At 71.7% G+C, this 25,283-nt stretch carries 21 protein-coding genes; 10 read left to right on the top strand and 11 right to left on the bottom strand.

What is annotated here, in order from left to right:
* The first annotated feature begins 81 nt into the window (after positions 1-81).
* The 4 genes from Asi02nite_RS23725 to Asi02nite_RS23710 are packed head-to-tail and all read left to right on the top strand — an operon-like array spanning position 82 to position 3,948.
* The gene (locus Asi02nite_RS23725; RefSeq protein ID WP_203716101.1) at positions 82-1,233 is read left to right on the top strand and encodes a Gfo/Idh/MocA family protein; all 1,152 of its coding nucleotides are present in this window, start codon (positions 82-84) and stop codon (positions 1,231-1,233) included.
* Entirely contained in the window at positions 1,230-2,360 is a 1,131-nt protein-coding gene (locus Asi02nite_RS23720; protein ID WP_203716100.1) for a dihydrodipicolinate synthase family protein, read from the top strand. The genes Asi02nite_RS23725 and Asi02nite_RS23720 overlap by 4 nt, the downstream gene beginning before the upstream one ends.
* Complete coding sequence (locus tag Asi02nite_RS23715) at positions 2,357-3,163, top strand: sugar phosphate isomerase/epimerase family protein (protein ID WP_203716099.1); 807 nt, start codon at positions 2,357-2,359, stop codon at positions 3,161-3,163. Before Asi02nite_RS23720 ends, Asi02nite_RS23715 begins: the two co-directional genes overlap by 4 nt.
* Positions 3,160-3,948 carry a DUF6807 domain-containing protein gene (locus tag Asi02nite_RS23710; protein ID WP_203716098.1) on the top strand — a complete coding sequence of 263 codons (789 nt, stop codon included), beginning with the start codon at positions 3,160-3,162 and terminating at the stop codon, positions 3,946-3,948. Before Asi02nite_RS23715 ends, Asi02nite_RS23710 begins: the two co-directional genes overlap by 4 nt.
* Here Asi02nite_RS23710 and Asi02nite_RS23705 read toward each other — a convergent pair.
* The 11 genes from Asi02nite_RS23705 to Asi02nite_RS23655 all read right to left on the bottom strand — a co-directional run bounded on the left by Asi02nite_RS23705 (position 3,945) and on the right by Asi02nite_RS23655 (position 19,571).
* Positions 3,945-4,925 carry a pectate lyase family protein gene (locus tag Asi02nite_RS23705; RefSeq protein ID WP_239126986.1) on the bottom strand — a complete coding sequence of 327 codons (981 nt, stop codon included), beginning with the start codon at positions 4,923-4,925 and terminating at the stop codon, positions 3,945-3,947. The two genes, Asi02nite_RS23710 and Asi02nite_RS23705, sit on opposite strands and share 4 nt — an antisense overlap.
* Positions 4,925-6,466: a pectate lyase family protein gene (locus Asi02nite_RS41780; RefSeq protein WP_239126985.1), complete on the bottom strand. Its 1,542-nt coding sequence runs from the start codon at positions 6,464-6,466 to the stop codon at positions 4,925-4,927. The genes Asi02nite_RS23705 and Asi02nite_RS41780 overlap by 1 nt, the downstream gene beginning before the upstream one ends.
* A 57-nt stretch (positions 6,467-6,523) precedes the next feature.
* Entirely contained in the window at positions 6,524-8,074 is a 1,551-nt protein-coding gene (locus Asi02nite_RS23695; RefSeq protein WP_203716097.1) for a pectate lyase family protein, read from the bottom strand.
* A gap of 11 nt (positions 8,075-8,085) precedes the next feature.
* Complete coding sequence (locus Asi02nite_RS23690) at positions 8,086-9,696, bottom strand: pectate lyase family protein (protein WP_239126983.1); 1,611 nt, start codon at positions 9,694-9,696, stop codon at positions 8,086-8,088.
* Positions 9,697-9,817: 121 nt separating this feature from the next.
* Complete coding sequence (locus tag Asi02nite_RS23685) at positions 9,818-11,389, bottom strand: pectate lyase family protein (RefSeq protein WP_203716096.1); 1,572 nt, start codon at positions 11,387-11,389, stop codon at positions 9,818-9,820.
* 9 nt (positions 11,390-11,398) lie between these two features.
* Positions 11,399-12,709, bottom strand: a complete 1,311-nt coding sequence (locus tag Asi02nite_RS23680) for a pectate lyase family protein (RefSeq protein ID WP_203716095.1) — start codon at positions 12,707-12,709, stop codon at positions 11,399-11,401.
* A gap of 155 nt (positions 12,710-12,864) precedes the next feature.
* Positions 12,865-14,094, bottom strand: a complete 1,230-nt coding sequence (locus tag Asi02nite_RS23675) for a Gfo/Idh/MocA family protein (protein WP_203716094.1) — start codon at positions 14,092-14,094, stop codon at positions 12,865-12,867.
* Entirely contained in the window at positions 14,091-15,557 is a 1,467-nt protein-coding gene (locus tag Asi02nite_RS23670) for a mannitol dehydrogenase family protein (protein WP_203716093.1), read from the bottom strand. The genes Asi02nite_RS23675 and Asi02nite_RS23670 overlap by 4 nt, the downstream gene beginning before the upstream one ends.
* Entirely contained in the window at positions 15,554-16,843 is a 1,290-nt protein-coding gene (locus Asi02nite_RS23665; RefSeq protein WP_203716092.1) for an enolase C-terminal domain-like protein, read from the bottom strand. The genes Asi02nite_RS23670 and Asi02nite_RS23665 overlap by 4 nt, the downstream gene beginning before the upstream one ends.
* A complete protein-coding gene (gene uxaC / locus Asi02nite_RS23660; protein ID WP_203716091.1) occupies positions 16,840-18,246 on the bottom strand; it encodes a glucuronate isomerase in 1,407 nt (468 codons plus the stop codon). Before uxaC ends, Asi02nite_RS23665 begins: the two co-directional genes overlap by 4 nt.
* Positions 18,247-18,260: 14 nt before the next feature.
* Positions 18,261-19,571 carry a Gfo/Idh/MocA family protein gene (locus tag Asi02nite_RS23655; RefSeq protein WP_203716090.1) on the bottom strand — a complete coding sequence of 437 codons (1,311 nt, stop codon included), beginning with the start codon at positions 19,569-19,571 and terminating at the stop codon, positions 18,261-18,263.
* A gap of 238 nt (positions 19,572-19,809) precedes the next feature.
* On the opposite strand from Asi02nite_RS23655, the gene Asi02nite_RS23650 reads away from it, so the two are divergent.
* The 6 genes from Asi02nite_RS23650 (at position 19,810) to Asi02nite_RS23625 (ending at position 25,238) form a co-directional block, all read left to right on the top strand.
* Complete coding sequence (locus Asi02nite_RS23650; RefSeq protein WP_203716089.1) at positions 19,810-20,862, top strand: LacI family DNA-binding transcriptional regulator; 1,053 nt, start codon at positions 19,810-19,812, stop codon at positions 20,860-20,862.
* Between the two features lie 6 nt (positions 20,863-20,868).
* Positions 20,869-22,227 carry an ABC transporter substrate-binding protein gene (locus Asi02nite_RS23645; protein WP_203716088.1) on the top strand — a complete coding sequence of 453 codons (1,359 nt, stop codon included), beginning with the start codon at positions 20,869-20,871 and terminating at the stop codon, positions 22,225-22,227.
* A gap of 3 nt (positions 22,228-22,230) precedes the next feature.
* Positions 22,231-23,214, top strand: coding sequence for a carbohydrate ABC transporter permease (locus Asi02nite_RS23640; RefSeq protein ID WP_203716087.1), 984 nt, complete (start codon positions 22,231-22,233; stop codon positions 23,212-23,214).
* Between the two features lie 83 nt (positions 23,215-23,297).
* Entirely contained in the window at positions 23,298-24,059 is a 762-nt protein-coding gene (locus tag Asi02nite_RS23635) for a carbohydrate ABC transporter permease (RefSeq protein ID WP_239126991.1), read from the top strand.
* Positions 24,056-24,667, top strand: a complete 612-nt coding sequence (locus tag Asi02nite_RS23630; RefSeq protein WP_203716086.1) for a hypothetical protein — start codon at positions 24,056-24,058, stop codon at positions 24,665-24,667. Before Asi02nite_RS23635 ends, Asi02nite_RS23630 begins: the two co-directional genes overlap by 4 nt.
* A 25-nt stretch (positions 24,668-24,692) precedes the next feature.
* Positions 24,693-25,238: a hypothetical protein gene (locus Asi02nite_RS23625; protein ID WP_203716085.1), complete on the top strand. Its 546-nt coding sequence runs from the start codon at positions 24,693-24,695 to the stop codon at positions 25,236-25,238.
* Positions 25,239-25,283 lie beyond the last annotated feature (45 nt).

Here is a 25,283-nt window from a genome sequence, read left to right as displayed (position 1 = left end):
GATACCTTTCCCAGGAAAGCGCTTACCTTGCTGCCAGTGGCGCCTGGACCGACGGTCGGCACAAAACCGGGAGGGCAAGTCGTGGATCGCAGAACCATGGGAATCATCCTCAACGGCGTCACGGGGCGGATGGGCTACCGCCAGCATCTGGTCCGCTCGCTCCTGGCGATCCGCGAAGCCGGCGGCCTCACCCTCGGCGACGGCACGACGCTCTGGCCCGAGCCGATCCTGGTCGGCCGCGACGACGCCAAGCTGGCGGCGATCGCCCAGCGGCACGGCCTCACCGAGTGGACCACCGACCTCAACGAGGCCCTGGCGCGACCGGACGTCGAGATCTACTTCGACGCCCAGGTGACCAACGCCCGCGAGAAGGCGATCCGCGCGGCCGTCGCCGCCGGCAAGCACGTCTACACCGAGAAGCCCACGGCCGGCGACCTGGCCGGCGCCGTCGAGCTGGCCAAGCTGGCCGACGCGGCCGGCGTCAAGCACGGCGTCGTGCAGGACAAGCTCTTCCTGCCCGGCCTGCGCAAGCTCGACCGCCTCGTCAAGGGCGGCTTCTTCGGCCGCGTGCTCAGCGTCCGCGGCGAGTTCGGCTACTGGGTCTTCGAGGGTGACTGGCAGCCGGCCCAGCGTCCATCGTGGAACTACCGCACCGCCGACGGCGGCGGCATCACCGTCGACATGTTCCCGCACTGGCACTACGTGCTGGAGCAGATCTTCGGGCCGGTCGAGGCGGTCACCGCGCACGTCACGACCCACATCCCCCAGCGCTGGGACGAGAAAGGCCACGCCTACGAAGCGACCGCCGACGACGCCGCGTACGGCATCTTCGAGCTCGCCGGCGGTGTCGTCGCGCAGATCAACTCGTCCTGGGCGGTCCGCGTCTACCGCGACGAGCTCGTCGAGTTCCAGGTCGACGGCACCGAGGGCAGCGCGGTCGCGGGGCTACGCGAGTGCCGCGTCCAGCACCGGTCGACGACGCCCAAGCCCGTCTGGAACCCCGACCTGCCGGCCACCGAGCGCTTCCGCGACCAGTGGCAGCTCGTGCCCGACAACGAGGAGTTCCGCAACGGCTTCCAGGAGCAGTGGGAACTGTTCCTGCGGCACGTGGCGCAGGACGCCCCGTACACGTGGGATCTCTGGGCCGGCGCCCGCGGCGTGCAACTCGCCGAGCTGGGCGCCCGATCCGCGCGCGAAGGCCGGCGTATGGAGATCCCGGAGCTGGCGCCGTGACCACCGTCAACCTCCCCGACGGGCCGTTCACGTTCAGCGGAGCGGGCCGCGCTTTCGCCACGCCCGGCACGGCGAGATTCACGAGCCGCATCGCGTACGCGGCCGCGCACGTCGTCGCCGACCCGGCCGCCGACAACACCCCCGGCCGGCCGGCCACGCTCGACTGGGACGCCACCCTCGCCTTCCGGCACCACCTGTGGTCGCACGGCTTCGGCGTCGCGGAGGCGATGGACACCGCCCAGCGCGGCATGGGCCTCGACTACACGGCCACGAAGGAGCTGATCCGGCGCAGCGCGACCGAGGCCACGGGTCCGATCGTCGCGGGCGTCGCCACCGACCACCTGCCGCCGGGCCCGGCGAGCCTCGACGACGTCCGCGCCGCGTACGCGGAACAGCTCGGCGACGTCCAGGCGACGGGTGCTACGCCGGTGCTGATGTGCAGCCGCCACCTGGCCGCGAGCGCGAAGACGGCCGACGACTACCTCGAGGTCTACGGAGACCTGTTGCGCCAGGCCGACGGCTCGGTCGTGTTGCACTGGCTCGGCGAGATGTTCGACCCGGCGCTCGCCGGCTACTGGGGCGACGACGCGGTCGGCACCGTGCTAACCCTGATCGGGGAGCACACCGCCAAGGTCGACGGCATCAAGGTCTCGCTGCTCGACGAGGCGTTCGAGGTCGACCTGCGCCGCCGGCTCCCCGCGGGCGTGAAGCTCTACACGGGCGACGACTTCCACTATCCGCGACTCGTGAAGGGCGACGCCGAGGGCTTTTCCCACGCGCTGCTGGGCATCTTCGCCGCGATCGCCCCGCCGGCGGCCGCCGCGCTGCGGGCGCTGGACGCCGGCGACACCGCGAGCTATGACGAGATCTTCGCGCCGACCGTCCCGCTGGCGCGGCACGTCTTCGGCACGCCCACCTTCTACTACAAGACCGGCATCGTCTTCCTGGCCTGGCTGGCCGGCCACCAGAGCCATTTCACGATGGTCGGCGGCCTGCAGAGCGGGCGCTCCCCCGCCCACCTCGGCACGCTGGTCCGGCTGGCCGACGCGGCGGGCGTCCTGCCCGACGCCGACCTCGCCGCGGCCCGCGCCCGGGCGTTCTTCGCGACGGCGGGGGTGGCCCAGTGACCCGGTTCGCGCTCAACTCGGCCACCACCAAGCACTGGCCGCTGCCCGACCTCGTCGCTGGTTGCGTCCGCGCGGGCGTGAAGAACGTCGGCCTGTGGCGCGAGGAGACCGCCGCGTTCGGCCTCGACAAGACCGCCACGCTGGTACGCGACGCGGGCCTCGCGGTCACCTCGCTGTGCCGCGGTGGTTTCTTCAACGACCCCGACTGGTACGACGACAACCGGCGCGCCATCGAGGAGGCGGCGACGCTCGGCGCACCGGTCCTGGTGCTCGTCTCCGGCGGTCTGCCGCCGGGCAGCCGCGACATCGACGCCGCCCGCGCGCACGTGGGCGAGGCGATCGGCCGCCTCGTCCCGGACGCCCTCGCGGCGGGCGTGAAGCTGGCGATCGAGCCCCTGCACCCGATGTTCGCCGCCGACCGCTGCGTGGTCTCGACCCTGGGCCAGGCACTCGACCTGGCCGCGGCGCACCCGGTCGACGCGGTCGGCGTCGTGGTCGACACCTACCACCTGTGGTGGGACGACCAGGTCTGGGCCCAGATCGACCGGGCGGGCCGCCAGCGCCGGATCGCCTGCTTCCAGGTCGCCGACTGGGTCACCCCGCTGCCGGCAGGCGTGCTGCTCGGCCGGGGCCTGCCAGGCGACGGCTGCGTCGACAACCGCCGCTTCCGCCGCGCGGTCGACGCCGCCGGCTTCGCCGGCCCGGTCGAGGTCGAGGTGTTCTCGGCGGAGGTCTGGGCCCGGCCGGGTGACGAGGTGCTCGATGCGGCGCTGCGCGGCTACCGCGAGACGGTGGAGGGGTGACCCAGCTCGCCGTCGACGGGGTGACGGTCGCGTCCTATGTGGTCACCCCTGCCGTCGACGCGATCCAGGGCGTGCGGCCCTACCTGCACCCGGTGCGCACCCTGCACGGCACCGCGGTCACCGACTGCGCGCCCGACGACCACGTCTGGCACCTGGGCGTCTCGGTCGCGATGCAGGACGTCGCGGGCACCAACCTGTGGGGCGGGCGCACCTACGTCCGCGACGAGGGCTACACCTGGCGCGACGACCACGGCGCGATCGTGCACACCGGCTGGCTCCCGGCGATCGAGGGGCTGCGGCACCGGATGGAGTGGCGCGACAGGGACGGCGGCGTGCTGCTGACGGAGGAACGGCACCTGCGGGCGGCTCGGGCCCGACGGGGTTGGGAGCTGTCGGTCGACTTCACGTTGACCGCCCGGCGGGAGATCCCGCTGGGCAGCCCGGCCACCAACGGCCGCCCGGACGGCGCGGGCTACGGCGGCTTCTTCTGGCGGGCCGCGCCGGGCGAGACCCAGGTGTTCACCGCCGACGCAGAGGGCGAGGACCAGGTCAACGGCAGCGCGGCGCCGTGGCTGGCGCTGACCCGCGGGGAGACGCCGTACACACTGGTGTTCCGGGGCCTCGCGGACGACGACCGGTGGTTCGTGCGAACCGGCATCTACCCGGGTGTGTGCGCCGCGCTGGCCTTCGACCGCCCGCTGGTGGTGACGCCGGAGGCGCCGGTCACCCGACGCCTCCGCGTGCTGGTCGCCGACGGCCTGCTCACCCGGGAGCAGATCGCCTAGAGCCGGCCGGCCCCCGCACCCGCGGTCACCCGCGCGGGGACGACCGCGGCACTGTCCATGGTGTACGCGTACCAGACGCGCGGCTCGGCCACCGATCCCGCCACCTCGCACGGGCCCGAGCCGACGAACAGGTTATCGCGCTGGACGAGGCGGCCCGGGCCGCTGTCCGCGTATCCGCTCGCCGAGAAGCACGGGAACGGCACACCCGAGAAGTAGTTGCCCTCGACGAGCACGCCGCCGTTCATCGTCGACGCCACGCCGTAGAGCGCGTTGTCGAGGAAGTAGTTGTTGTAGACGTGCACCGGCTCGCCGAACCGCACCCGCGGGTGGCGCTGGCGCGACCGGTCGAAGAAGTTGTGGTGGATGGTCACCTTGAGGTGCCCGACGTCGGTCGACGCGGCCCCGTCCGAGTGGCTGATCAACATGCTCTTGTCGGTGGTGGCGAAGTGGTTCCACGACACGGTGACGTAGTCGGCGCCGCGCACGACGTCGATCGACCCGTCGACGGGCGAGACGAACGTGTTGTGGTCGATCCACACGTGGTGCGACTCGCGACCGACGTTGATGGCGTCGTCCTCCGCGTCGACGAACGTGAGGTTCCGGACGATCACGTTGTACGAGCGGTAGAGGTCGAAGCCACCGCCCGCGATGGTCGGCGCCGCGCCGACGCCGACGATCGTCTTGTGCGGCCGGACGCCCTGCTTGCTGCTGATCGTGATCCGCCCCGACACCTGGATGGTCATGGGTCCGATGGTGTCGATCGTCTCGAGCAGCTCGTCGCTCGTGTCGACCACCACGGTCGGCCCGCCGGCCCCGCCGGTCGTCCCGGACAGACCGAGGGCGGCCACGGAGGCGAACCCGTCGGCGGCAGCGGCGAAGCCGTCGCTCGGCTGGGCGGCCGAACCAGCGGAACTTGCCACCAGGACCATGGCCATGACGGACGCCGGCAACGCCGTCCACAACGGATCGAGTCGCATCACAGCCTCCCCACTCCCGCGCCGGCGGTCACTGCCGAGGGGACGGACGTGGCCGGGCTCAGGGCGTACGCGTAGAAGTCCGACGGTTCCCGGACCGCTCCTCCGGCCTCGCACAGGCCCGAGTTGACGAACGCGTTGCCCCGCTGGACCAGGCGGCCCGGACCGCTCTCCGCGTAGCCGCCGACCGAGTGGCACGGGAACGCCACGTTCTCGAAGTAGTTGTTCTCCACCACCAGGCCGGCGTTCTCGGTCGACGCGACGCCGTACAGGCCGATGTTTCGGTAGTAGTTGTTGTAGACGTGCACCGGCTCGCCGAAGCGCGCCCGCGGATGCCGTTGGTTCGAGCCGTCGAACAGGTTGTGGTGGTAGGTCACCTTGAGATATCCCACGTCCGCCGGGTACGAGTCGGAGTGGCCGAGCAGCATCGACTTGTCGGTGCCCGAGAACCGGTTCCACGACACCGTCACGAACGTCGACTGCCGCTTGACGTCGACCGAGCCGTCGAAGCCCGGCAGGAACTCGTTGTGGTCGATCCACACGTGGTGCGCGCCGTTCGTGACGCTGATCGAGTCGTCGGACGCGTCGCTGAACCGGATGTTCCGGATGATCACGTTGTTGCCCGGCCGGGTCGTGGTGCCGAGTTGCAGCCCACCGCCGGTGATCTCGGCCGTCGAGCCCACACCGATGATGCTCTTGTCGGCCACCACGGTGACCATGTCGGACACCGCGATCCGGCCCGAGACCAGGATCGTGTACGGCGTCGGCGCCCCCGCGTACTGCGCCAGCGCCGCGGCCGTGGTGACCGTGACGGTGGGCCCGCCAGCGCCGCCGGTGGTGCCGGACAACCCGAGCCCCGCGACGCTCGCGAAACCGTCCGGCTGACCGGGCAGGGGCGGCGGCCCAGGCGTGGCGGTGGGAGTCGCGGTCGGACTGGGCGTCGGATCCGGCCCGCCGCCGGTGAACACCGACACGTCGTCGAACACCGCGCTCGCGTAGGAGGCGACCAGTCCGACCCGGCCCCGCGCGAACGCTCCGTCGGTCGCCGTCACCAGCGGCTGGCCGCCGACCGCCCCGCGCAGCGACGATCCCGCCACCGTGAGCGTCAGCTCGTGCCAGGCGCCCGGCGTCACCGTGACCGGCGCCGACGCGAGCACCGTGGTGGACCGGCGCAGTTCCACCCGGCCGGCCCCGACGAGCACCAGCGCGTAGAACGACGTCGTGTTCTGGGCCCGGGCGACGATGCCGGCCGACCGCGCGGACGAGCCGAACGCGACCGGCTTGACCCGGGCCCGCACCGCGTAGTCGGTCCACGCCGTCGAGCCGGCCTGTGCCTTGGCGTCCGCGGCGGTGCTCGACTGCCGGTAGGCCGGCGTGCCGTCGGTGGCCACCGCCCACGAGCCGCCGGAGGTCGACCAGCCGGACGCGTTGCCGTCGGCGAAGTCGTCGCTGAACAGGGTGGCCGCGGCCGCCGGAGCGGTCAACGCGACGGTCGCGACCAGGGCGACGGCGGCGGCCGTCGCCACGAGCGGAAGGGTGCGCATGCGTCCTCCAGACGGTGCGCGGGGCGACCGGTCCGGCCGCCCCGCGCACGCGCTAGGTCAGGGGTTGATCCGGCCGGCGCCGGCACCCGAGGTGACGATCGACTTCACGTTGTTCGCGTTGTCGAGCTGGTACGAGTACGGGATCCCGGCCGTGGAGCCGCTGCTCTGCGGTGAGCCGGAGCCGACGAAGACGTTGTTGCGCTGCACGAGGGTGCCCGGGTCCGAGTCCGCGTAGCCGACCAGCGTCGGCTCGTCCACGCCCTCGAAGTAGTTGCCCTCGACCAGCACGCCGGCGTTCATCGTGGACGCCACGCCGTACTCGTTGTTGTAGTAGTAGTTGTTGTAGACGTGCACCGGGTTGCCGAAGCGCACCCGCGGGTGCCGGGTGCCCGAGCCGTCGAACCAGTTGTGGTGGTACGAGACCCGCAGGTGCCCGACGTCCTGCGACGCGTTGTCGTCGGAGTGACCGAGCAACATGGACTTGTCGTGGCCGAAGACCCGGTTCCACGAGACCGTGACGAAGTCGGAGCCGCGCTTGATGTCGACCGCGCCGTCGTACCCGTCGGTGAAGCTGTTGTGGTCGACCCAGATGTTGGTCGCCGACTGCTCGACGTTGATGGCGTCGTCGTCCCAGGCGCGGAACGTCAGGTTGCGGATGATGACGTTGCGGTCGCCGTTGACGGTGAAGCCGCAGCCCGAGATCGTCGCGCCGGAGTTGCCGAGGATGGTCTTGTTGGACCGTACCCGGATCATCCCGGAGCAGGAGATCGTGCCGCTGACCCGGATCACCGCGGCGCCGCTCGCCCCGACCGCGCTGGTCAGCGCGGAGGCGCTGGTGACCGTCGTGGCCGACGCGCTGCCGCCGCCGCTGGTGCCGCCGTTCTGGGTGGCCCAGCCGACCAGGCCGGTCTGCGGCGGGGTGGTCGGGCCGCCGGTCGGCGGCGGCGTGGTCGGGTTCCCCGTCGGCGGGTCGGTCGGGTTGGTGGAGCCGTCGCTGCTGACCACCACGTCGTCGAAGCGGGCCGAGGCGAACACGGTCACCAGGCCGACGCGGCCGGCGCTGTGCGCGCTGTTGCTGCCCGAGCCGATCCGGGTGCCGTTGACGAAGCCGGAGATGGTGCTGCCGTTGGCGTCGATCCGCAGCGTGTACCAGGTGCCGGTCGACACCGTCAGGGACGCCGAGCCGATCACCGTGACCGACGAGCCGTCGACCGCCTGGAGCTCGGCGCGGTTCGCGTTGGTCAGTGCCAGGCGGTACATCTTGGTCGCCGACGAGGACCGTGCCGCCAGGGCCACGAGCCGGTTGCTGCCGCTGAACGCGAGCGGCTTGACCCGGGCCTGCACCGAGTACGCGGTCCAGCTCGTCTGCCCGGCGAACTGGCGGGCCAGCTCACTGTCCGCTTTGGACTGGGTGAACGTCGGCGAGCCGTCGGTCGCCACCGCCCAGTCGCCGCCGGACTTGGACCAGCCGCTGGCGTTGCCGTCGTTGAAGTCGTCGGAGAAGATCGTCGCGGCCTGGGCCGTGCCGGCGAGTCCGAACGCGACGACGATCGCGGCCAGGGCGGCCGCGACGACCGCGACGAGCCCCCGGCGTGCCGTGCTTGTCATGTGATTCCTCCTCAGATCCGGCCCGCGCCGGCCTGCGCGCTGACGGTCGACTGCACCTGGGCACAGGGCAGCAGGGTGTACGCGTACGGGACGGCGGAGACGCTGCCGCCCGCCTCGCCCGTACCCGAGTTGGTGAAGCAGTTGCTCCGGGCGACGATGCGGCCCGGACCCGACGAGGCCTCGCCCAAGTGGAACGGGTCGTCGACGTTGACGAAGGCGTTGCCCTCGACGATCACGCCGGCGTTCTCCGTGGACGCGACGCCGTAGTTGCCGGTGTCGTTGTAGTAGTTGTTGTAGACGTGCACCTGGTCGCCGAACCGGACGCGCGGGTTGCGCTGGTTCGTGCTGTCGAACCAGTTGTGGTGGTAGCTCACCTTGAGCCGCCCGGTGTCCTGCGCGCCGTTCTCGTCGTCGTGGCCGAGCAGCATGTTCTTGTCGGTGCCGTCGGCGTGGTTGTAGGAGATCGTCACGTACGACGAGCCCCGCTTGACGTCGACGCCGCCGTCGGACCCGGTCGTCCAGGTGTTGTGGTCGATCCAGACGTGGTGACTGAACATCTGCACGTTGATGGCGTCGTCGGGCCAACCGCGGAAGTTCAGGTTCCGGATGATCACGTTGTGTACGGCGTTCGACGGCGGCGCCGTGATGTCGTCGTCGATCGGCAGGCCGATGTTGAGCCCGCCGCCGGTGAGACCGGAGCCGGAGCCGAGCCCGACGATCGTCTTGTCGGACGTCACGTCGTGCATCGGGCCGGGCAATGTGAGCATGCCCTGCACCTGGATGACCCGCGGGCCGGCCGTGGCGATCGCCGACAGGAACGCCGACGCGCTGGTGACCGTCACGGTCGGGCCGCCGGCGCCGCCGCTGGTGCCGTTCTGGCCCCAGGCGTTCACGGAGGCCCAGCCGTCCGCAACGTTGGGCTGCGGCGGGTTCGTCGGGCCGGTGGTCGGCTCCGTTGTGGGAGTCGGCGTCGGGTCCGGGCCGCCGCCGCTCGTGGTCACCGCGACGTCGTCGAAGCTCGCCGTCGTGTAGAACGTGGCCACGCCGACCCGCCCGCCGCTGAACCGGCTGTCGCTGGCTTCGGTGAGCAGGGTGCCGTTGACGTAGCCGCGCAGGGTCGAGCCGCTGACGTCGAGCCGCAGCGTGTGCCAGGAGCCCGCGCTCACGCCGACGGAGGCGGTGTCCAGTGTGGTCGACGAGCCGCCGACCAGACGCTTGAGCTCGACGGTGTTGTTGGAGCGCAGCGCCAGGTAGTAGTAGCTGGTGCTGCTCTGCACCCGGGCGAGCACGGCGACGAACCGGTTGCTGCCGTTGAAGGCCAACGGCTTCACCCGGGCCTGCACCGAGTAGTCGGTCCAGGTCGTGCTGCCGGCCAGGGCGCGGGCGTCGCTGCTGGTGCCGCTCTGGCGGAGCACGCGGGAGCCGTCACTGCTCACCGACCAGGTGCCGCCGTTGGTGGTCCACCCGGACGAGTTGCCGTCCTCGAAGTCGTCGGCGAACAGCGTGGCCGCGCTGGCTCCGGTGGTGGTCATGCCGAGGACCAGCGCCGCGGCGGCTACGCCGGCCCCGAGGGCCAGCAGCAGGCCGCGGCGACGTGATCGCCAGGCTGGGTTGGATTGCACGGATCCTCCTTTGATCGATGTTTGTCGATCTTTTAAGGCACAGGAGACCCGGGCTGGAAACGCCTCCTGTGCCCCCGCGGTGCCGGCAGGCCGCCACGACCTGCCGGCACCCCGCCGGGGATCAGACCTTGCCGACCCCGGCGCCGGCGGTCACGAGCGCTTTGACCGCCGAAGCGTTGTCGAGGGTGTACGCGTAGTACGCGCTGGGCTCCTGCACGCTGCCGGAGCACTCGGCCGCGCCGGACTCGCCGCCAAAGAAGTTGGACCGCGCGACGCACCGCCCGCGTGGGCCGGCGTACGCGTTGGTGACCGGCTCCTCGACGTTCTCGTAGTAGTTGCCCTCCACCACACAGCCGGCGTCGGCCTGGCACGCCACTCCGGTGTCGGTGTTGTAGAAGAAGTAGTTGTTGTAGACGTGCACCGGCTCGCCGAACCGCACCCGCGGGTTGCGCTGCGGCGTCGCGTCGAACCAGTTGTGGTGGTAGCTCACCTTCAGCCGGCCGACGTCCTGCGCGCCGTTGGCGTCGTCGTGGCCCAGCAGCATGTTCTTGGTGTGGTGGTGGGTGTGGTTCCACGAGACGGTCACATAGGACGATCCGCGCTTGACGTCGATCAGCCCGTCGTAGCCCTGCGCCAGGTCGCTGTGGTCGATCCAGACGTGGTGGGCGAACATCTGCACGTTGATCGAGTCATCGCTGGCGTTGCGGAACGACAGGTTCTGGATGATCACGTTGTGCACCGCGTCGGCCGGCGGCGAGGTGGCGTCGGAGACCGGGCCACCGATGTTGAACCCGCCGCCGGTGATGCCGGCCGTGCCGCCGACGCCGACGATCGACTTGTCGCTGGTCACGTTGTGCATCCCCGCGGGCACCGCGATCGTGCCGTGCACGCAGACCGTCAGTGGACCGCTGGTTCCGATGGCGGCGAGCAGCTCGGCGGCCGTGTCGACGGCAACCGTCGCCCCGCCGGCGCCGCCGGTGGTGGTCGCCTGGCCCCAGGCGTTCACCGCCGCGAAGCCGCTGGGCGACCCGCTGACCCGGCAGGTGCCGGTCGGCGGCGGGGTCGTCGGCGGCGTGGTCGGGTCCGGGCCGGGACCGGCGGCGGTGTCGACGGTGACGTCGTCGAAGCCGGCGCTCGCATAGGAAGCCACCAGACCGACGCGGCCGGCAACGAACGCGGAGTCCGTGGCCTGGACCAGGGTCGCGCCGTTGACGGCGCCGGAAAGTAGGCCGCCCACCACCCGCAGGCTCACGGTGTAGGTCGTACCCGTCGTCACGCCGAGGGCGGCGGACCCGAGCGAGGTGGCGCTGCCGCCCGAGATCCGCTGCAGCTGCACGGACCCGCCGCCGGTGAGCACCAGGGCGTAGTAGTTGCTGGAGCTCTGCACCCGGGCCGCCACGCCGACCGTCCGGGCGGTCGAGCCGAACGCGATCGGCGTGACCCGCGCGCTCACCGTGTAGTCGGTCCAGGAGGTGGTGCCGGCCAGTGCCCGCGCGTTGGCCCCGGTGCTCGACTGCCGGAACGCGCCGCTCACCACGGACCAGCTTCCGCCGGACCGGGACCAGCCGTTGGCGTTGCCGTCGTCGAACGTGTCGCCGAACAGGGCCTCGGCGAAGGCCAGGTTCACCCCGGCTACGCTCAGCGGTAGAGCCAGGGCGACCGCGGCGGCCGCGATGGCGAGACGTCGTCGCATCATCTCCTCCTAGATGGCGAGCCGGCGGGCCCCCGCGCACAGCTCGACGAGCAGCGCGGCGGCCGGCGCGGGCAGTACGGGACCGGCGCGCAGGCTGGGCGTCCAGCCGGCGTCCGGGGCGAGGTCGGGGTCGTGCGTCGCGTTGTAGGCGGCGAGCAGGCTGGCCGGCCTGGGCAGCGACCGGCCCTGCCGGACCCACGTGCCCTTCTCGGTCAGCACCGTGCCGCCCCAGTCGAAGACGAAGGCCTCCGGCGCGACGGCGGCGCCGAGGGCGACGTAGTTGTTCTCGGCGTAGATCGCGGACTGCACGCCGACGCCCCAGCTGTACTCGTAGGGCTCGGCGACCGGCACCCGGTAGAGGTTGTTGTAGACGTCGACCTGGCCGAACCGCACCCGCGGCGCCCGCTGCACGCTGCCGTCGTACTCGTTGTGGTGCAGCGTCACCTTGAGCGCGCCCACGTCGGCGCCGGGCGTGTTCGTCGAGCCGATCAGCATCGTCTTGTCGTGGTTGGTGAACCGGTTCCAGGACACCGTCACGTAGTTGCTGCCGTTGGTGATGTCGACCTGCCCGTCGTGCACCTGGAACGGCCGTCCGAAGTGGATCGGCTGCGCCGAGTCCGGGTTGTCGGCGTCGGTGAACGTGTTGTGGTCGACCCAGACGTGGTGCGAGTTCCGGATCCAGATGTTGTCGTACGCCGCGTTCCAGTTGCCGGTCTCGCCATCGGTCGGGGACCAGACCGGGAAGCAGTCGCGACTGTCCTCGTGGGTGAGGTTGCGGATGATCACGTTGGAACTGCCGTCGAGGCGCAGGAAGACGCCGTTCAGGCGGGCGTCGCCGAGGCCGATGATGGTCTTGTTGGAGCCGACGTTGACCCGCACCCGGGCGCTCTGGTTGGCGGCCGAGCGCACCCGGGCCTCTTCCAGCGGTCCGCTGGGCGCCACCCGACCCCAGACCGCCGGGTCATAGGCCGCGAGAAAGGCGTCCAGCGAGTACGCAGGGTCGGCGAACTGGTCGCACGACAACGGCGCCCCGGCGGCGTCGGCATTTCCGTGGACGGTGCCGCGGACGAATATGATCGCGGGGTCGGCGCCGGCGACGGCGGCGGCCAGTTGATCGCGGTTGGTCACGTGGAACACGTTTTCCGGCGTGGCCGCGGAACCGCCGGTGGTGCCGGCGCCCTCCGCCGCCCAACCGTCGCCGGCCGGCAATACCTGACGGCCGACCCACTCGCTGACCGGCACCGATGCCGCCGCGGCGGGTGCCGTGAGGGCGACGACAAGCACGCCGACCGCGCCGGCGGCGATACCTCGAAATCGCATTGAGACACTCCGATCGCAACCTGGAAACCTATTCTGAAACATAGGTATCGGTCATTGTGAGTGTCAATACTGTCAATATGCAGGAATGTTGCAGCGAAACGCGGAAATGACGAATGGCCCGACCGTCGTAACGGTCGGGTAGGCGGCTGATTGCCCTAATTTCCGGCGGTGCTGGTCCCGGTTGTTTGCAGCCGGTTTTCCGTGTGCGGTGGGTGTGCCCAGGCCACCCCGATCTCCGACGGCAGCGCGTGCTCCCCGGCGGCCCGGCGGAGCACCGCGTTGATGCCGCGGATGCGGCGGATGCGCCCGGGCCCGGCGCCGATGTCGTCGACGACGCCGTCGCCGAGGGCCACCGGCACGGGTGCGTGTCCGAGCGCCTCGACCACCGCGGTGAAGCCCGCGGTCGCCGCCAGGCCTGCCCGCAGCGGCACGCCGGCCCGGTCGGCGCGATGCGCGAGCAGGTTGTCGAGCAGATCGACCCGGCCGGGCACCTCGCGCAACCCGGGATCACCGGGCAGCTTGAGACGATCGGTCGGGTATTCCAGCGTCGCGGTCCCCCGCGTCCCGGCAACGGTGATCTCGCCGGGAATGAACTCCTCGCCGGCCAGCGTGACAGCGACGACCAGCGGTGGCCGCCCCCGGCCGGTCAGCCGCAGCACAGCGGTGTCATCGCTCTCGATCGGCCGGGTCCGGTAACGCTCCACTTCGAGCCGCCCGAACAGGCCCTTCACCGGGCTTTGCTCTGCACCCATATCCGCACCGCAGGTCAGCGGGGGTGGTGCGGATATGGGTGCAGAGCAAAGGCGGTCAGAGAGGGCGAGGGTCTGCATCACGGCGTGACCGAGTGGGTTGATCAGGGCGCCGTCCACCGCGCGCCGGCCGGCCCAGGGCGAGCGGGCGTAGTAGGCGTCGTCGCGTTGCCAGGAGGCGACCGCCGAGATGCCGGTGACCGTGCCGAGCGCGCCACCCAGCGCGGCCGCGCACAACTCGTCGAAGGCGGCCGACGCCAGCGCCTGGAAGCCCACCTGGCACGACCGGCCGGCCTCGGCCAGCGCCCCGACCAGACGGGCGTGGTCGGCCAGGGACAGCAGCGGGGGCTTCTCCAGCAGCAGGTCACAGCCGGCCGCCAGGGCGTCGAGCGCGATCGGCAGGTGGGTCCCGGGCGGCGTACAGATGATCGCGACGTCGGGCCTGGTCTCGGCGAGCAGCGCGTGGTGGTCGGGGAAGATCCGCGTCTCGGGCGGCACCGGCGGGTCCGGGTCGAGCGGGTTCGGCTCGGCGATGCCGACGAAGGCGATCGCGCCGGACCCGTGCCGGGGCCCCAGCCGCCGCCGGTGCCAGCGGCCGTGGCCGTTGGCACCGATCAGCGCGACCCGGACGGTCATCCGATGCCGGCCAGGGTGGCCTCGACGCCGTGCTTGTCGAAGTCGGTCAGCCAGTCGACGACCAGGTCCCGGACCGTCTCGTCGGCCGCCATCTCCGCGGGGAAGATCGCGGTCAGGCCGAACAGCGCGCCCGCGAGACCCTCCGGGGTGGGCGGCGCGGCCGCGACGGCGGCCCGGATCTCCGCGGCCAGCGGGTCGTCCAGGTCGAGCGCCCGGCCGTCGTCGGCGACCCCGCGGGCGTACCGCATCCAGGCCGCCACCACCAGCGCCGCCCAGCGGGGTGCGGCGCCGGCCGCCCGCCGGTCCCGGATCGTCTCCAGCACCCGCTGCGGCAGCTTCTGCGAACCGTCCATCGCGACCTGGATCGTGCGGTGGGCGATAGCCGGGTTCGCGAACCGCTCCAGCGTCGAATCGCCGTAGTCCACGACGGAGACACCGTCCGGCGGCGTGAAGCTCGGCGCGATGTCCTCGGCGACGAACCGGCGCATGGCGTCGGCCACCCCCGGCATCCGGTACGCGTCGGCGATCGTCGCCCGGCCGGTCAGCACGCCGACGTAGGCCATGCCCGAGTGGACCCCGTTGAGGGCGCGCAGCTTCAGCCGCTCCCACGGCCCGGCGTCGTCGGTGAGCACCGCGCCCGCCGCTTCCCAGGCCGGCCGCCCGGCGGGGTAGTCGTCCTCGATCACCCACTGCCGGTACGGCTCGCCGTAGACAGCGGCCTCGTCCCGCACACCCAGCACGGCGGCCGCCGCGGCCCGGCTGGCGTCGGTCGAGGCCGGGACGATCCGGTCGACCATCGTGCCGGGGCAGCGCACGTTGGCGCGCAGCCAGGCGTCGTCCTGCCCGGCGCGGGCGAACGCCGCCTCGAGCATGCCGCTGGTGCGGCGCCCGTTCGCTGAGAAGTTGTCGCAGCTCACGACCGCGATCGGGCCGGCGTCGGCCCGGGACCGGGCGACCAGGCCCCGGAACAGCATCCCCGGCACCGTGGTCGGCGGCCGGTCGCCGCGCAGGTCCGCGTCCAGCGCGGGGTCGTCGAGCAGCCGGCCGGTCGCCGGGTCGAGCCGGTAGCCCTTCTCCGTGACGCACAGCGTCACCACCCGGATCGCCGGGTCGGCCAGCAGGGCCACGACGGCGTCCGGGTCGGCGGAGGCGGCCCGCGCGCCGGCGAACGCCCCGATCACCCGGGCGGTGGTGCCCGCCGCCGACACGTCGCTGACGCTGAACAGCAGGTCCTGCGCCTGGAGCGCGGCGACCACCGCGGTCGACCGGGGCGCGACGCCGACGATCCCCCAGTCGCCGCCGGCGGCCGCGACCGCCTCCTCGGTGTAGACCGCCTGGTGCGCGCGGTGGAACGCGCCGAGTCCGATGTGCACGATGCCGGCGGGCACCGTGCCGGGCCGCACCAGCGGGCGGCTCTCGGTGGGCACCCGGCGCAGCGAGCCGAGGCCGAGCAGCGGGTTCATCGCCACACCGGCCCGTCCGGGAAGGAGAACTCCGCGACCGATCCGGGCTTCATCGAGGCGCTGTAGCCCGGTGCGGTCGGCAGGAGGTAGCGCCCCTCGCGCGTGCGCACCGGGTCGACGAAGTGCTCGTGCAGGTGATCCACGTACTCCACCATCCGTCCGTCCAGCGAGGTGCCGACCCGCAGGTAGTCGAAGAAGGCCAGGTGCTGCACGAGCTCGCAGAGGCCGACGCCGCCGGCGTGCGGGCAGACCGGCACCCCGAACTTCGCGGCCAGCAGCAGCTCGGCGAGCACCTCGTTGACGCCGCCGACCCGGCACGCGTCGATCTGCATGACGCCGATCGCCTCGGCCTGCAGGAGCTGCTTGAAGATCACCCGGTTGGCCGCGACCTCGCCGGTGGCCACCCGGACCGGCGCGACCTCGCGCTGGATGCGGGCGTGGCCGAGCACGTCGTCGGCGTGCGTCGGCTCCTCGATCCAGTAAGGGTCGACCTCGGCCAGCCGGGCCATCGCCGCGATCGCCTGGTCGACGTCCCACACCTGGTTGGCGTCCATCATCAGCAGCGCGTCCGGGCCGATCTCCGCGCGGATGATCCTTGCCCGCCGGACGTCGTCGTCGAGGTCGCCGCCGACCTTCATCTTCATCGCGCGCCAACCCTGCGCGTACGCGGCGCGGGTCAGCGCCCGGACCTTCTCGTCCGGATAACCCAACCAGCCCACCGAGGTCGTGTACGACGGGAAGCCGTCCCGTTCGACGACGGCCAGCCGCTGCGCGTACCCCTGCCGTCCCTTGTCGAGGATGGCCGCCGCGTCGCCGGGGGTGAGCGCGTCGGTGATGTGGTGGAAGTCGACGTTGGCGACGAGCTCCTCGGTCGGCATCTCAGCGAGCAGCCGCCAGAGCGGTTGGCCGGCGGCCTTGGCCCGCAGATCCCAGACCGCGTTGACCAGCGCACCGGTCGCCATGTGGATGACGCCCTTCTCCGGGCCGAGCCAGCGCAGCTGCGGGTCGGCGGTCAGCGACCGCCAGAAGGCGACGGGCTCGGCCGCGATCTCCGCCAGCGACCGGCCGACCACGTGGTGCGCGAGGGCGCGGACCGCGGCGCAGGTGATCTCGTTGCCGCGGCCGTTGGTGAAGGTGAAGCCGGCGCCCGCGAGGGCGGCGTCGTCGGTGCGCAGCTCCACATAGGTCGCCGAGTAGTCGCCCCGGTTGATGGCGTCGGAGCCGTCGCCCGCGGCGGCGGTCGGGAACCGCACGTCGTGCACGTCGGCGGCCACGATCGTCGTCATGCGGCACCGTCCAGGCGGAAGACGCGCTTCGGCAGCCGGTACGCGAGGTCCACGATGGTCTCGGCGGCCTCGTCGAACGACAGCCGGTGCTCGGCGACCAGCCGGGCGAGGAAGCCGGCGTCGACCCGGCGGGCCACGTCGTGCCGCACCGGGATCGAGCAGAACGCCCGGGTGTCGTCGACGAAGCCGGCGGTGTTGTAGAAGCCCGCGCTCTCGGTGACCGCCTCGCGGAACCGGCGCAGCACCTCGGGCGAGTCCAGGAACCACCAGGGCGCGCCGAGGTAGATCGCGGCGTAGCCACCGGCGATCGGGGCGAGCTCCCGGGTGAACGTGTACTCGTCGAGGGTGTAGACGACCACCCGCAGCCGCGGGTCGTTGCCGTACGCGTCGAGCAGTGGCGTCAGCGCGTGCAGGTATTCGGTCGCCTGCGGGATGTCGCCGCCCACGTCCCGGCCGTGCGTCGCGTGCAGCCACCGGTTGTGGTTGCGCACGGCGCCGGGGTGCAGCTGCATCACGAGACCGTCCTCGATGGACATCCGGGCGAACTCGACCAGCATGTGGGCCCGGAACGCCTCGGCGTCGGCCGCGTCGGCCTCGCCGCGCAGCCCGCGGGCGAACAGCGACGCCGCCTCGGCGGGGGTCAGGCGCAGGGTGCGGGCGGTCGGGTGGCCGTGGTCGCTGGACGTCGCGCCGGCCGCGATGAACGCCTCGCGGCGGGACCGCAGCGCGGCCAGGTAGCCGCGGTAGGTGCCGGTGTCCTCCCCGGCCAGCTCACCGAGCCGGCCGACCCGGTCGGCCCAGCCCTCGAACTCCATGTCGACCACGTCGTCGGGGCGGAACGTGGTGATCACCCGGCCGCCCCAGCCGTCGGCTCCGAGCTTCGCGTGCGCGTGCAGCTCGTCGAGCGGCGACTCGGTGGTGGCCAGCACCTCGATGTTGAAGCGCTCGAACAGGGCGCGGGGCCGGAACGTCGGGTCGTCGAGCTTGGCCGCGATCGCGTCGTACACCTCGTCGGCCGTCTCCGGCGCCAGCCGGGTGGTGACGCCGAAGACGGTCTCGAACGTGCGCTCCAGCCAGAGCCGCGACGGCGTGCCCCGGAACAGGTGCCAGTGCGCGGCGAACAGACGCCAGATGGCCCGGCCGTCGGTCTCGCCGGGCTCGCCGGCGCGGCCCGGGACCCCCAGGCGGGCCGGCGGGATGCCCTGGCTGAGCAGCATCCGGGTCAGGTAGTGGTCCGGCACGATGATCAGCCGGGCGGGGTCGGGGAACGGCTCGTCGTCCGCCAGCACGGCGGGGTCGACATGGCCGTGCGGCGAGATCAGCGGCAGGTCGCGGGCGAGCCCGTAGAGCTCGCGCGCGATCGCCCGTTGACCCGGCTCGGCCGGAAACAGCAGGTCGGACATGCACTTCCTCGCGGTCAGGTCGGATCGAGCAGGTCGGTGGCGGTGACCGGCGCGCCGGTCGCCATCGAACGGTTGGCGGCCAGGCCGGTGAGCAGCGCCAGGGCGCCGTCGCGGGCCGTGGCGGAGCGGTCCATCGGGTCGGTCGCGCCGCCGAACAGGACGGCGGTCATCCGGGCGTCGGCGCCGCCGTGGCCGCCGCGGGCGTAACCGGGCACCGGGATCTCGCGGGGCGGCGCCCAGAACGGGTGGACGGTCAGCCGGGCCCGGCCCCGCTCGGCCGCGGCGACCTCGCCGTGCACGGCGGCTCCCTTGACCTCGCTCGCGCCGGCCGGGCTCACGTGGTCGCTCTCCACGACCTCGAGCTCGAGCCGGCCGCGGCTGCCGTTGACCATGACCCGGTAACCCTCCCACGGCGCGTACGCGGTGAGGTGGTAGGTCATCGTCGCGCCCGTGTCGTAGCGGACCAGCACGGCCATGTCGTCGTCGATGGTGACCCCTGGCGCGAACACGTTCTGGTCGCGCAGGTAGCCGTCCTCCTCCTCGGCGTCGAGGTAGAGGGCGCGCAGCTGCGGGTTGTCGGCGAGTTGGAGGGCGAACGGGTCGTCCTTGGCCTCGGGGGCACCGTGGCCGCGCGCGTAGTCGCGGGCGTAGCCGTGCCTGCGCCCGTCGGGGCCGTAGAAGAACCGCCGGCCCTGCGCGAAGACGGTCTCGGGAGTCGCGTCGAGCCACCAGTTGACCAGGTCGAAGTGGTGACCGGACTTGTGCACGAGCAGGCCGCCGGAGTTGGCCGCGTCGCGGTGCCAGCGGCGGAAGTAGTCGGCGCCGTGCCGCACGTCGAGCAACCACTCGAAGTGGACGGAGCCGATCTCGCCGATCTCGCCGCCGGCGAGCAGGTCACGGAAGGCCTCGTGCAACGGGTTGTAGCGGTAGTTGAACGCGACCTGGACCCGGTGCCCGGTCTCCTCGACGGCGGCCAGGATCCGCCGGCAGCCCGCCGCGTCGGTCGTCATCGGCTTCTCGGTGACCACGTCGCAGCCGGCCCGCAGCGCCGCCACGATGTAGTCGGCGTGGGTGGCGTCGACGCTGGTGACCAGCACCTCGTCGACCCGTTCGACAGTGAGCATCGTGGTGAAGTCGGCGGCGGCCCAGGTCTTCGCCTCCGGTGCGCCGAGGTCGCGCAGCCAGCGGTTGTGCGCCGCCATCCGGGCGTGGTTGACGTCGGCCAGCGCCACGACCTCCGCGCGGTCGGCGTGGTCGACGGCGAGCGCGCGCAGGAACATCCCGGCCCGCGCTCCGGCACCGACCAACGCGTAGCGACGTCGCATCGATCAACCCCTTCGCGCTGTGCAAACGTTTGCACGAAACTATCCATACGACCACGGGACTCGTCAATGTCCTGACCGTTATAACCGCTTATGCCGGCTGGATTGACCCTACGGGAGCGCGCCCGCAACCGAGTCGCAACAACGGACCGTTGACAGTGGCGCAACCGTTTGCATTAATTGGCGCACTTGAGTGACGGCCACCACAGCCGACAGGCCCGTGAGCGGAAGGGACGAGCGCGTGCCAGCCACCATCCGCGACGTCGCGCGTGAGTCCGGAGTGCACATCTCCACGGTCTCGCGCACGTTCTCGGCGCCGCACCTGGTCAACGCCGAGACCCGCAGCCGCGTGCTGGCCTGCGCCGAGCACCTGGGCTACCGGCCCAACCGCGCGGCCCGGGCGCTGATCACCGGGCGTACGCACAACATCGGCCTGATCGTGGCCGACATCGCCAACCCGTTCTTCCCCCCGCTGATCAAGGCCGCCGAGAGCCAGGCCCGCCAGCGGGACTACCACATCTTCGTCACCGACACCAACGAGGACGCGAGCGTCGAGGAGGATCTCGTCCGCGCGCTGGCCAAGCAGGTCGACGGCGTCCTGCTGTGCAGCCCGCGGATGAGCAACAGCCTGATCGAGCAGCTCAGCCGCGAGGTGCCGCTGGTCGTGGTCAACCGTCAGCTCACCGGCCTGCCGACCGTCGTGATGGACGTCGCCCAGGGCGCCCGGCTGGCGATCGACCACCTCAACGGGCTCGGGCACCGCCGGATCGCCCTGGTCGCCGGCCCGCGCGGGTCGTGGACCAGCCGGGAGATCCGCCGCTCGGCCATGTCGGCGGCGCGGGCCGGCGACGCCGACCTCACCGTCATCGGGCCCAACCAGCCCACCGAGGACGGCGGCATGGCCGTCGCCGAACAGATCGTCCGGGCCGGCGTCACCGCCGTGCTCGCCTACAACGACCTCATGGCCATCGGTCTGATCGAGGGCCTCACCGCACAGGGCCAGCGGGTCCCGGAGGACGTCAGTGTCGTCGGCATCGACGACATCGCGCTGAGCCGCCTCACCCGCCCCAAGCTGACGACGGTGGCGACCCCAACCGCCGCCGCCGGACGGGCGGCCGTCGACATGCTCCTCGCACACGGCGACGACCGCCGCACCACCGCACAGATAACCCTGCAGACCGAGTTGGTCATCCGCGACTCGACGGGGCCGGGCCCGGGTCCGCACAGCCATGCGGACCCGGGCGGCGTGGTCGCCACCGCCCTCGGAGATGTCGCCTCCTACGCCAAGGAGTGAGCGCACATGCACCCCGCACCATCCCCGCGTGCGGTCGAGCCGACCACGCGCCACCACCGTACCGCCTTTCCGGCGTCTGGCCTGCGACGACGCCTGCTGGCCGCCCTGGTCGCCGTGCCCCTCGCGCTGGCCGCCGCGGCCTGCGGTGACGACGGCGGCGGCGGTGCCGCGGCCGACCCGAACAAGCCGGTCGAACTGTCCATCTTCTGGTGGGGCGCCGAGGGTCGCGCGAAGCTGACCGAGGAAGCGCTGGCCCTCTACACCAAGAAGCACCCGAACGTGACGTTCAAGAAGACCTGGCAGGCCAACCAGGGCTACTTCGACAAGCTGGCGACGCTGACCGCCGGCGGCGACGCGCCCGACATCTTCCAGATCGACGACAACTACCTCACCGAGTACGCGTCGCGCAACGTGACCCTCGATCTCATGTCCTACAAGGACAGTGGCAAGCTCGACGTCTCGAAGTTCCCCGAGAGCCTGTGGAACTACGGCGTGGTCGACGGCAAGCTGGCCGGTGTCGCGTTCGGCGAGAACACCCAGGGCCTGGTGTTCAACAAGACGCTGCTCGACAAGTTCAAGCTGCCCGTGCCGACCACCGGGCAGAGCTGGGACGAGCACATCGCCTGGGCGGCCAACGTGTCCAAGACCGCCAAGGTGCCCGGCACCCAGGACCCGAGCGCCGACTACAAGGCCTTCTGGGTCTGGCTGCGGCAGCAGGGCAAGGACCTCTACAAGGACAAGGCGCTCGGCTTCACCGAGCAGGACGTGGCCGGCTGGTTCACGCTGTGGCAGGGCGCCCGCACCGCCGGCGCGACCCCGACCCCCGACGTGATCCACGAGGGCAACGTCACCGACATCAGCAAGCAGCTCGTGGTGACCGGCAAGGCCGGCACGTCGTGGGTGTGGGCCAACCAGATGCCGGAGCTCAAGAAGAACACCAAGGACGAGCTGGGCGTCGTCGCGTACCCGGGTGACCCGAGCGCGCAGTGGGCGCGGGCGTCGATGTACTTCTCGGTGTTCCGGGGCACCGAGCACAAGGACATCGCGGTCGACGTCATCAACTTCCTGTCGAACGACCCCGAGGCCGCCAAGGTCCTCGGCACCGACCGCGGCCTGCCGTCCAACCTGGACATCCGCAAGGCGGTCTCCGAGACGGTGTCCGACGCCAACATGAAGCAGTCCATCGCGGTGCAGACCGAGCTGGGGGCCAAGTTCGGCGCCTCGCCGCAGGTGCCGCTCAAGGGGCACAGCAAGGTGCGCTCCGAGCTGATCAAGGCAGCCGAAGAGGTGCAGTTCGGCCGCCAGAGCCCGGCCGAGGCCGCCAAGGCGTACTTCGCCGCCTGCCAGGCCGCGATCGGGGCCTGACCGTTGGCCATCAGCACCGCGCCGCCGGCCGCCCTGCCGACCGGCCCCGCCTCCCCCGGTCCCGCCAGTCGGCGGGGCCGGGGTGGCCCGCGCCGCCGGGAGAACCTCGCCGGCTACGTGTTCCTCTCACCGTGGTTGCTGGGTCTCATGGGGATCACCGCTATCCCTATGCTGCTGTCGCTCTACCTGAGCTTCACCAACTACGACGCGCTCAGCCCGTTCTCCGAGGTCGAGTGGATCGGGCTCGACAACTACCGCACGATGTTCACCTCCGACCCGTCGTTCTGGCACGCGGTCGAGGTGACGGTGACGTTCGCGCTGATCGCGGTGCCGCTCAAGCTGGCCGCCGCGCTCGGCGTCGCGCTGCTGCTCAACCGGGCGTTCCGGGGCGTCGGCCTGTTCCGCGGCCTGTTCTATCTCCCGTCGCTGCTCGGCGGGAGCGTGGCGCTGGCGATCGTCTGGGTCAACATGTTCAATCGGGACGGCGCGTTCAACTCGCTGCTCGGCCTGTTCGGGGTCGAGGGGGCGCCGTGGGTCAACGACCCGCGGTGGTCGCTGGAGACGTTGATGGCGCTGGCGATCTGGCAGTTCGGCGCCCCGATGGTGATCTTCCTGGCGGGGCTGAAGCAGATCCCGGTCGAGCTCTACGAGGCGGCGTCCGTCGACGGCGCCAACGCCTGGCGCCAGTTCCGGGCGGTGACGCTGCCGATGCTCTCGCCGGTCATCTTCTTCAACCTGGTGCTGGAGACGATCAACGGCTTCCAGGGCTTCACGGCCGCGTTCGTGCTGAGCAACGGCACCGGCGGGCCGGTCGACTCGACCCTCATGTACACGCTCAACCTCTACATCAAGGGCTTCACCGAGCTGCAGATGGGGTACGCGTCCGCGCTGGCGTGGGTGTTCCTGGTGGCGATCGCGCTGATCACGGTGGTGCTGTTCAGCACGGGCCGGTTCTGGGTCCACTACGCGGACGGGGAGGACCGGTGACGCGTTCATCTCGTACCCGTGCCGTGGTCCGGCTGGTGGTTCTCGTCCTGATCCTGGCCGTGGTGCTCTACCCGCTACTGTGGATGATCGGCACGTCGCTGAAGTCGCGCGAGGAGATCGCCACCAACATCGGCCTGTGGCCCGACGTGTTCACGCCCGGGAACTTCCGGGCGGGGTGGCAGAACTTCGACGTGAGCTTCGGGCGGTTCTTCGCCAACAGCGCGATGGTGGCCCTGCTGACCGTGGTGGGCAACGCGATCTCCTGCCTGCTGGCCGCGTACGCGTTCGCCCGCCTGCGGTTCCGGCTGCGGAAGATCTGGTTCGCCATCATGATCGGCACGCTGCTGCTGCCGGGGCACGTGCTGATCATCCCGCAGTACGTGCTGTTCAAGCAGCTCGGCTGGGTGGGTGAGCCGTGGCCGTACCTGCCGCTGCTGGTGCCCCAGTTCCTCGCCACGGAGGCGTTCTTCGTCTTCCTGATGGTCCAGTTCATGCGCGGCATCCCGTACGAGCTGGACGAGGCCGCGAAGATCGACGGGGCGTCGCCGTACACGGTGTTCCGCCATGTGATCGTGCCCCTGAGCCGGCCCGCGTTGGTGACCACGGCGATCTTCTCGTTCATCTGGACGTGGAACGACTTCTTCCGCCAACTGGTCTTCCTGTCCGACCTGCAGGACTACACGGTCCCGGTGGCGTTGACGCTGTTCATCGACTCCACGAGCGAGAGCGCGGTGGGCCCGATGTTCGCGATGTCGCTGCTGTCGCTGGTGCCGGTGTTCCTGTTCTTCGTGGCCTTCCAACGCCTGCTGGTGGAGGGCATCAACACGAGCGGCCTCAAGGGATGAGACCCGACTGGCGCGACACGGTACGCGTCGCCACCGACGTCGCGCTCCTCGGCCTGCTCATGGTGGCGGCGTCGCTGCCGGTCCTCACGACCGGCGCGACGTTCGCCACGGCCAGCTTCGCGGTCGACCATTTCCTGACCCACGACCGCTGGCCGCGCCCCCGCGCGCTGTGGCCGGTCTTCCGCCGCGCTCTGCTGCCCGGCGCGGTGGCGACCGTGGTCGCGGTGGCGGTGATCTGGCTGCTCGTCCTCGACCTGCGCGCAGTGGCGAGCGGCACGGTCCCCGGCGGTGCCGTGCTGCTGGGCGTGACGGCGGTGATCGCCGCCGCGGCGGCGGGCTACGCGGCGCTGGCGCTGGTCACCCTCGGCACCCTCGCCGCCCGCACGGCCGAGCCCGGCGGGTCCGGCTGGTGGCGGGCGGCGGCCAGGGGTGCCGCCGGTGCCCGGCCCGGTGCCGTCGCGGCCGCGACCGGCGTGGTCGGCCTGGCCGGCCTGCTGGCCGTGCTGGTGCATCCGATCCTGGCCGCCTGCCTGGTCGGCTACGCGCTCTACGCGCTGCACGTGGTCGGCCGCCGGCTCGCGCCCGCCCCGGCCACCCGTTCCGCCTGACGGGCCGGGCGGTACCGTCGACCGCGTGTACGGGTTCGCGCGCCGGGAGTTCACCCTCACGCTGCTGCGCCGCATGGCCGACTACCAGCCGGATCTGGTCAAGGCCGCGTACACCCGCCTGGGCGCCACGAAGGCCGACTATCTCAAGGCCTTCAACCGCTGGCAGACCATGCAGCACTCGCGCCGCGCGCCGGGCGGGCTCGACCTCCTGGTCGCGGTGCTCGGCCCCGAGGACCATCGCGAGAGCGTCCGCATCGGCGACGTGACCGCCGGCGTCGCACACTGGCGCCTCCCCCTCTGGCCGGACCTGCGCTGGCAGGCGATCATCGGCGCCGCCAACGCGGTGATCGACACGACCCTGGTCCGCGCCCCCGGCGCGCCCAGGCCCCGGCTGCCCGAGAACCCGGAACCCTGGTCCTGCGTCGTGGCCGACACCCGGGAGCGCTGGCCCGACGCCCGCCAGATCGACCCCGACGTGCCGACCCGCTGGCTCGTCGAGACCGACCGGCACCGACTCTGGTTCACCCACGGCCTGCTGCAGCTCACCGAGGACACCTCGTCACCCGCGTGACCTCCGGCGCCGCGTCTCCGCGATCGTCCAGCCGTTCGGCCATGG

Source organism: Asanoa siamensis (assembly GCF_016862555.1).
Classification (GTDB): domain Bacteria; phylum Actinomycetota; class Actinomycetes; order Mycobacteriales; family Micromonosporaceae; genus Asanoa; species Asanoa siamensis.
This window is presented reverse-complemented; position numbering and strand designations above follow the sequence as displayed.

Excerpts from the sequence above, each read along its gene's own strand:
- Asi02nite_RS23705 (WP_239126986.1), bottom strand. The coding sequence starts at position 4,925 with ATGCGACTCGATCCGTTGTGGACGGCGTTGCCGGCGTCCGTCATGGCC.
- Asi02nite_RS41780 (WP_239126985.1), bottom strand. The coding sequence starts at position 6,466 with ATGCGCACCCTTCCGCTCGTGGCGACGGCCGCCGCCGTCGCCCTGGTC.
- Asi02nite_RS23695 (WP_203716097.1), bottom strand. The coding sequence starts at position 8,074 with ATGACAAGCACGGCACGCCGGGGGCTCGTCGCGGTCGTCGCGGCCGCC.
- Asi02nite_RS23685 (WP_203716096.1), bottom strand. The coding sequence starts at position 11,389 with ATGCGACGACGTCTCGCCATCGCGGCCGCCGCGGTCGCCCTGGCTCTA.
- Asi02nite_RS23680 (WP_203716095.1), bottom strand. The coding sequence starts at position 12,709 with ATGCGATTTCGAGGTATCGCCGCCGGCGCGGTCGGCGTGCTTGTCGTC.
- Asi02nite_RS23675 (WP_203716094.1), bottom strand. The coding sequence starts at position 14,094 with ATGACCGTCCGGGTCGCGCTGATCGGTGCCAACGGCCACGGCCGCTGG.
- Asi02nite_RS23670 (WP_203716093.1), bottom strand. The coding sequence starts at position 15,557 with ATGAACCCGCTGCTCGGCCTCGGCTCGCTGCGCCGGGTGCCCACCGAG.
- Asi02nite_RS23665 (WP_203716092.1), bottom strand. The coding sequence starts at position 16,843 with ATGACGACGATCGTGGCCGCCGACGTGCACGACGTGCGGTTCCCGACC.
- uxaC (WP_203716091.1), bottom strand. The coding sequence starts at position 18,246 with ATGTCCGACCTGCTGTTTCCGGCCGAGCCGGGTCAACGGGCGATCGCG.
- Asi02nite_RS23655 (WP_203716090.1), bottom strand. The coding sequence starts at position 19,571 with ATGCGACGTCGCTACGCGTTGGTCGGTGCCGGAGCGCGGGCCGGGATG.
- Asi02nite_RS23645 (WP_203716088.1), top strand. The coding sequence starts at position 20,869 with ATGCACCCCGCACCATCCCCGCGTGCGGTCGAGCCGACCACGCGCCAC.
- Asi02nite_RS23635 (WP_239126991.1), top strand. The coding sequence starts at position 23,298 with ATGATCGGCACGTCGCTGAAGTCGCGCGAGGAGATCGCCACCAACATC.
- Asi02nite_RS23630 (WP_203716086.1), top strand. The coding sequence starts at position 24,056 with ATGAGACCCGACTGGCGCGACACGGTACGCGTCGCCACCGACGTCGCG.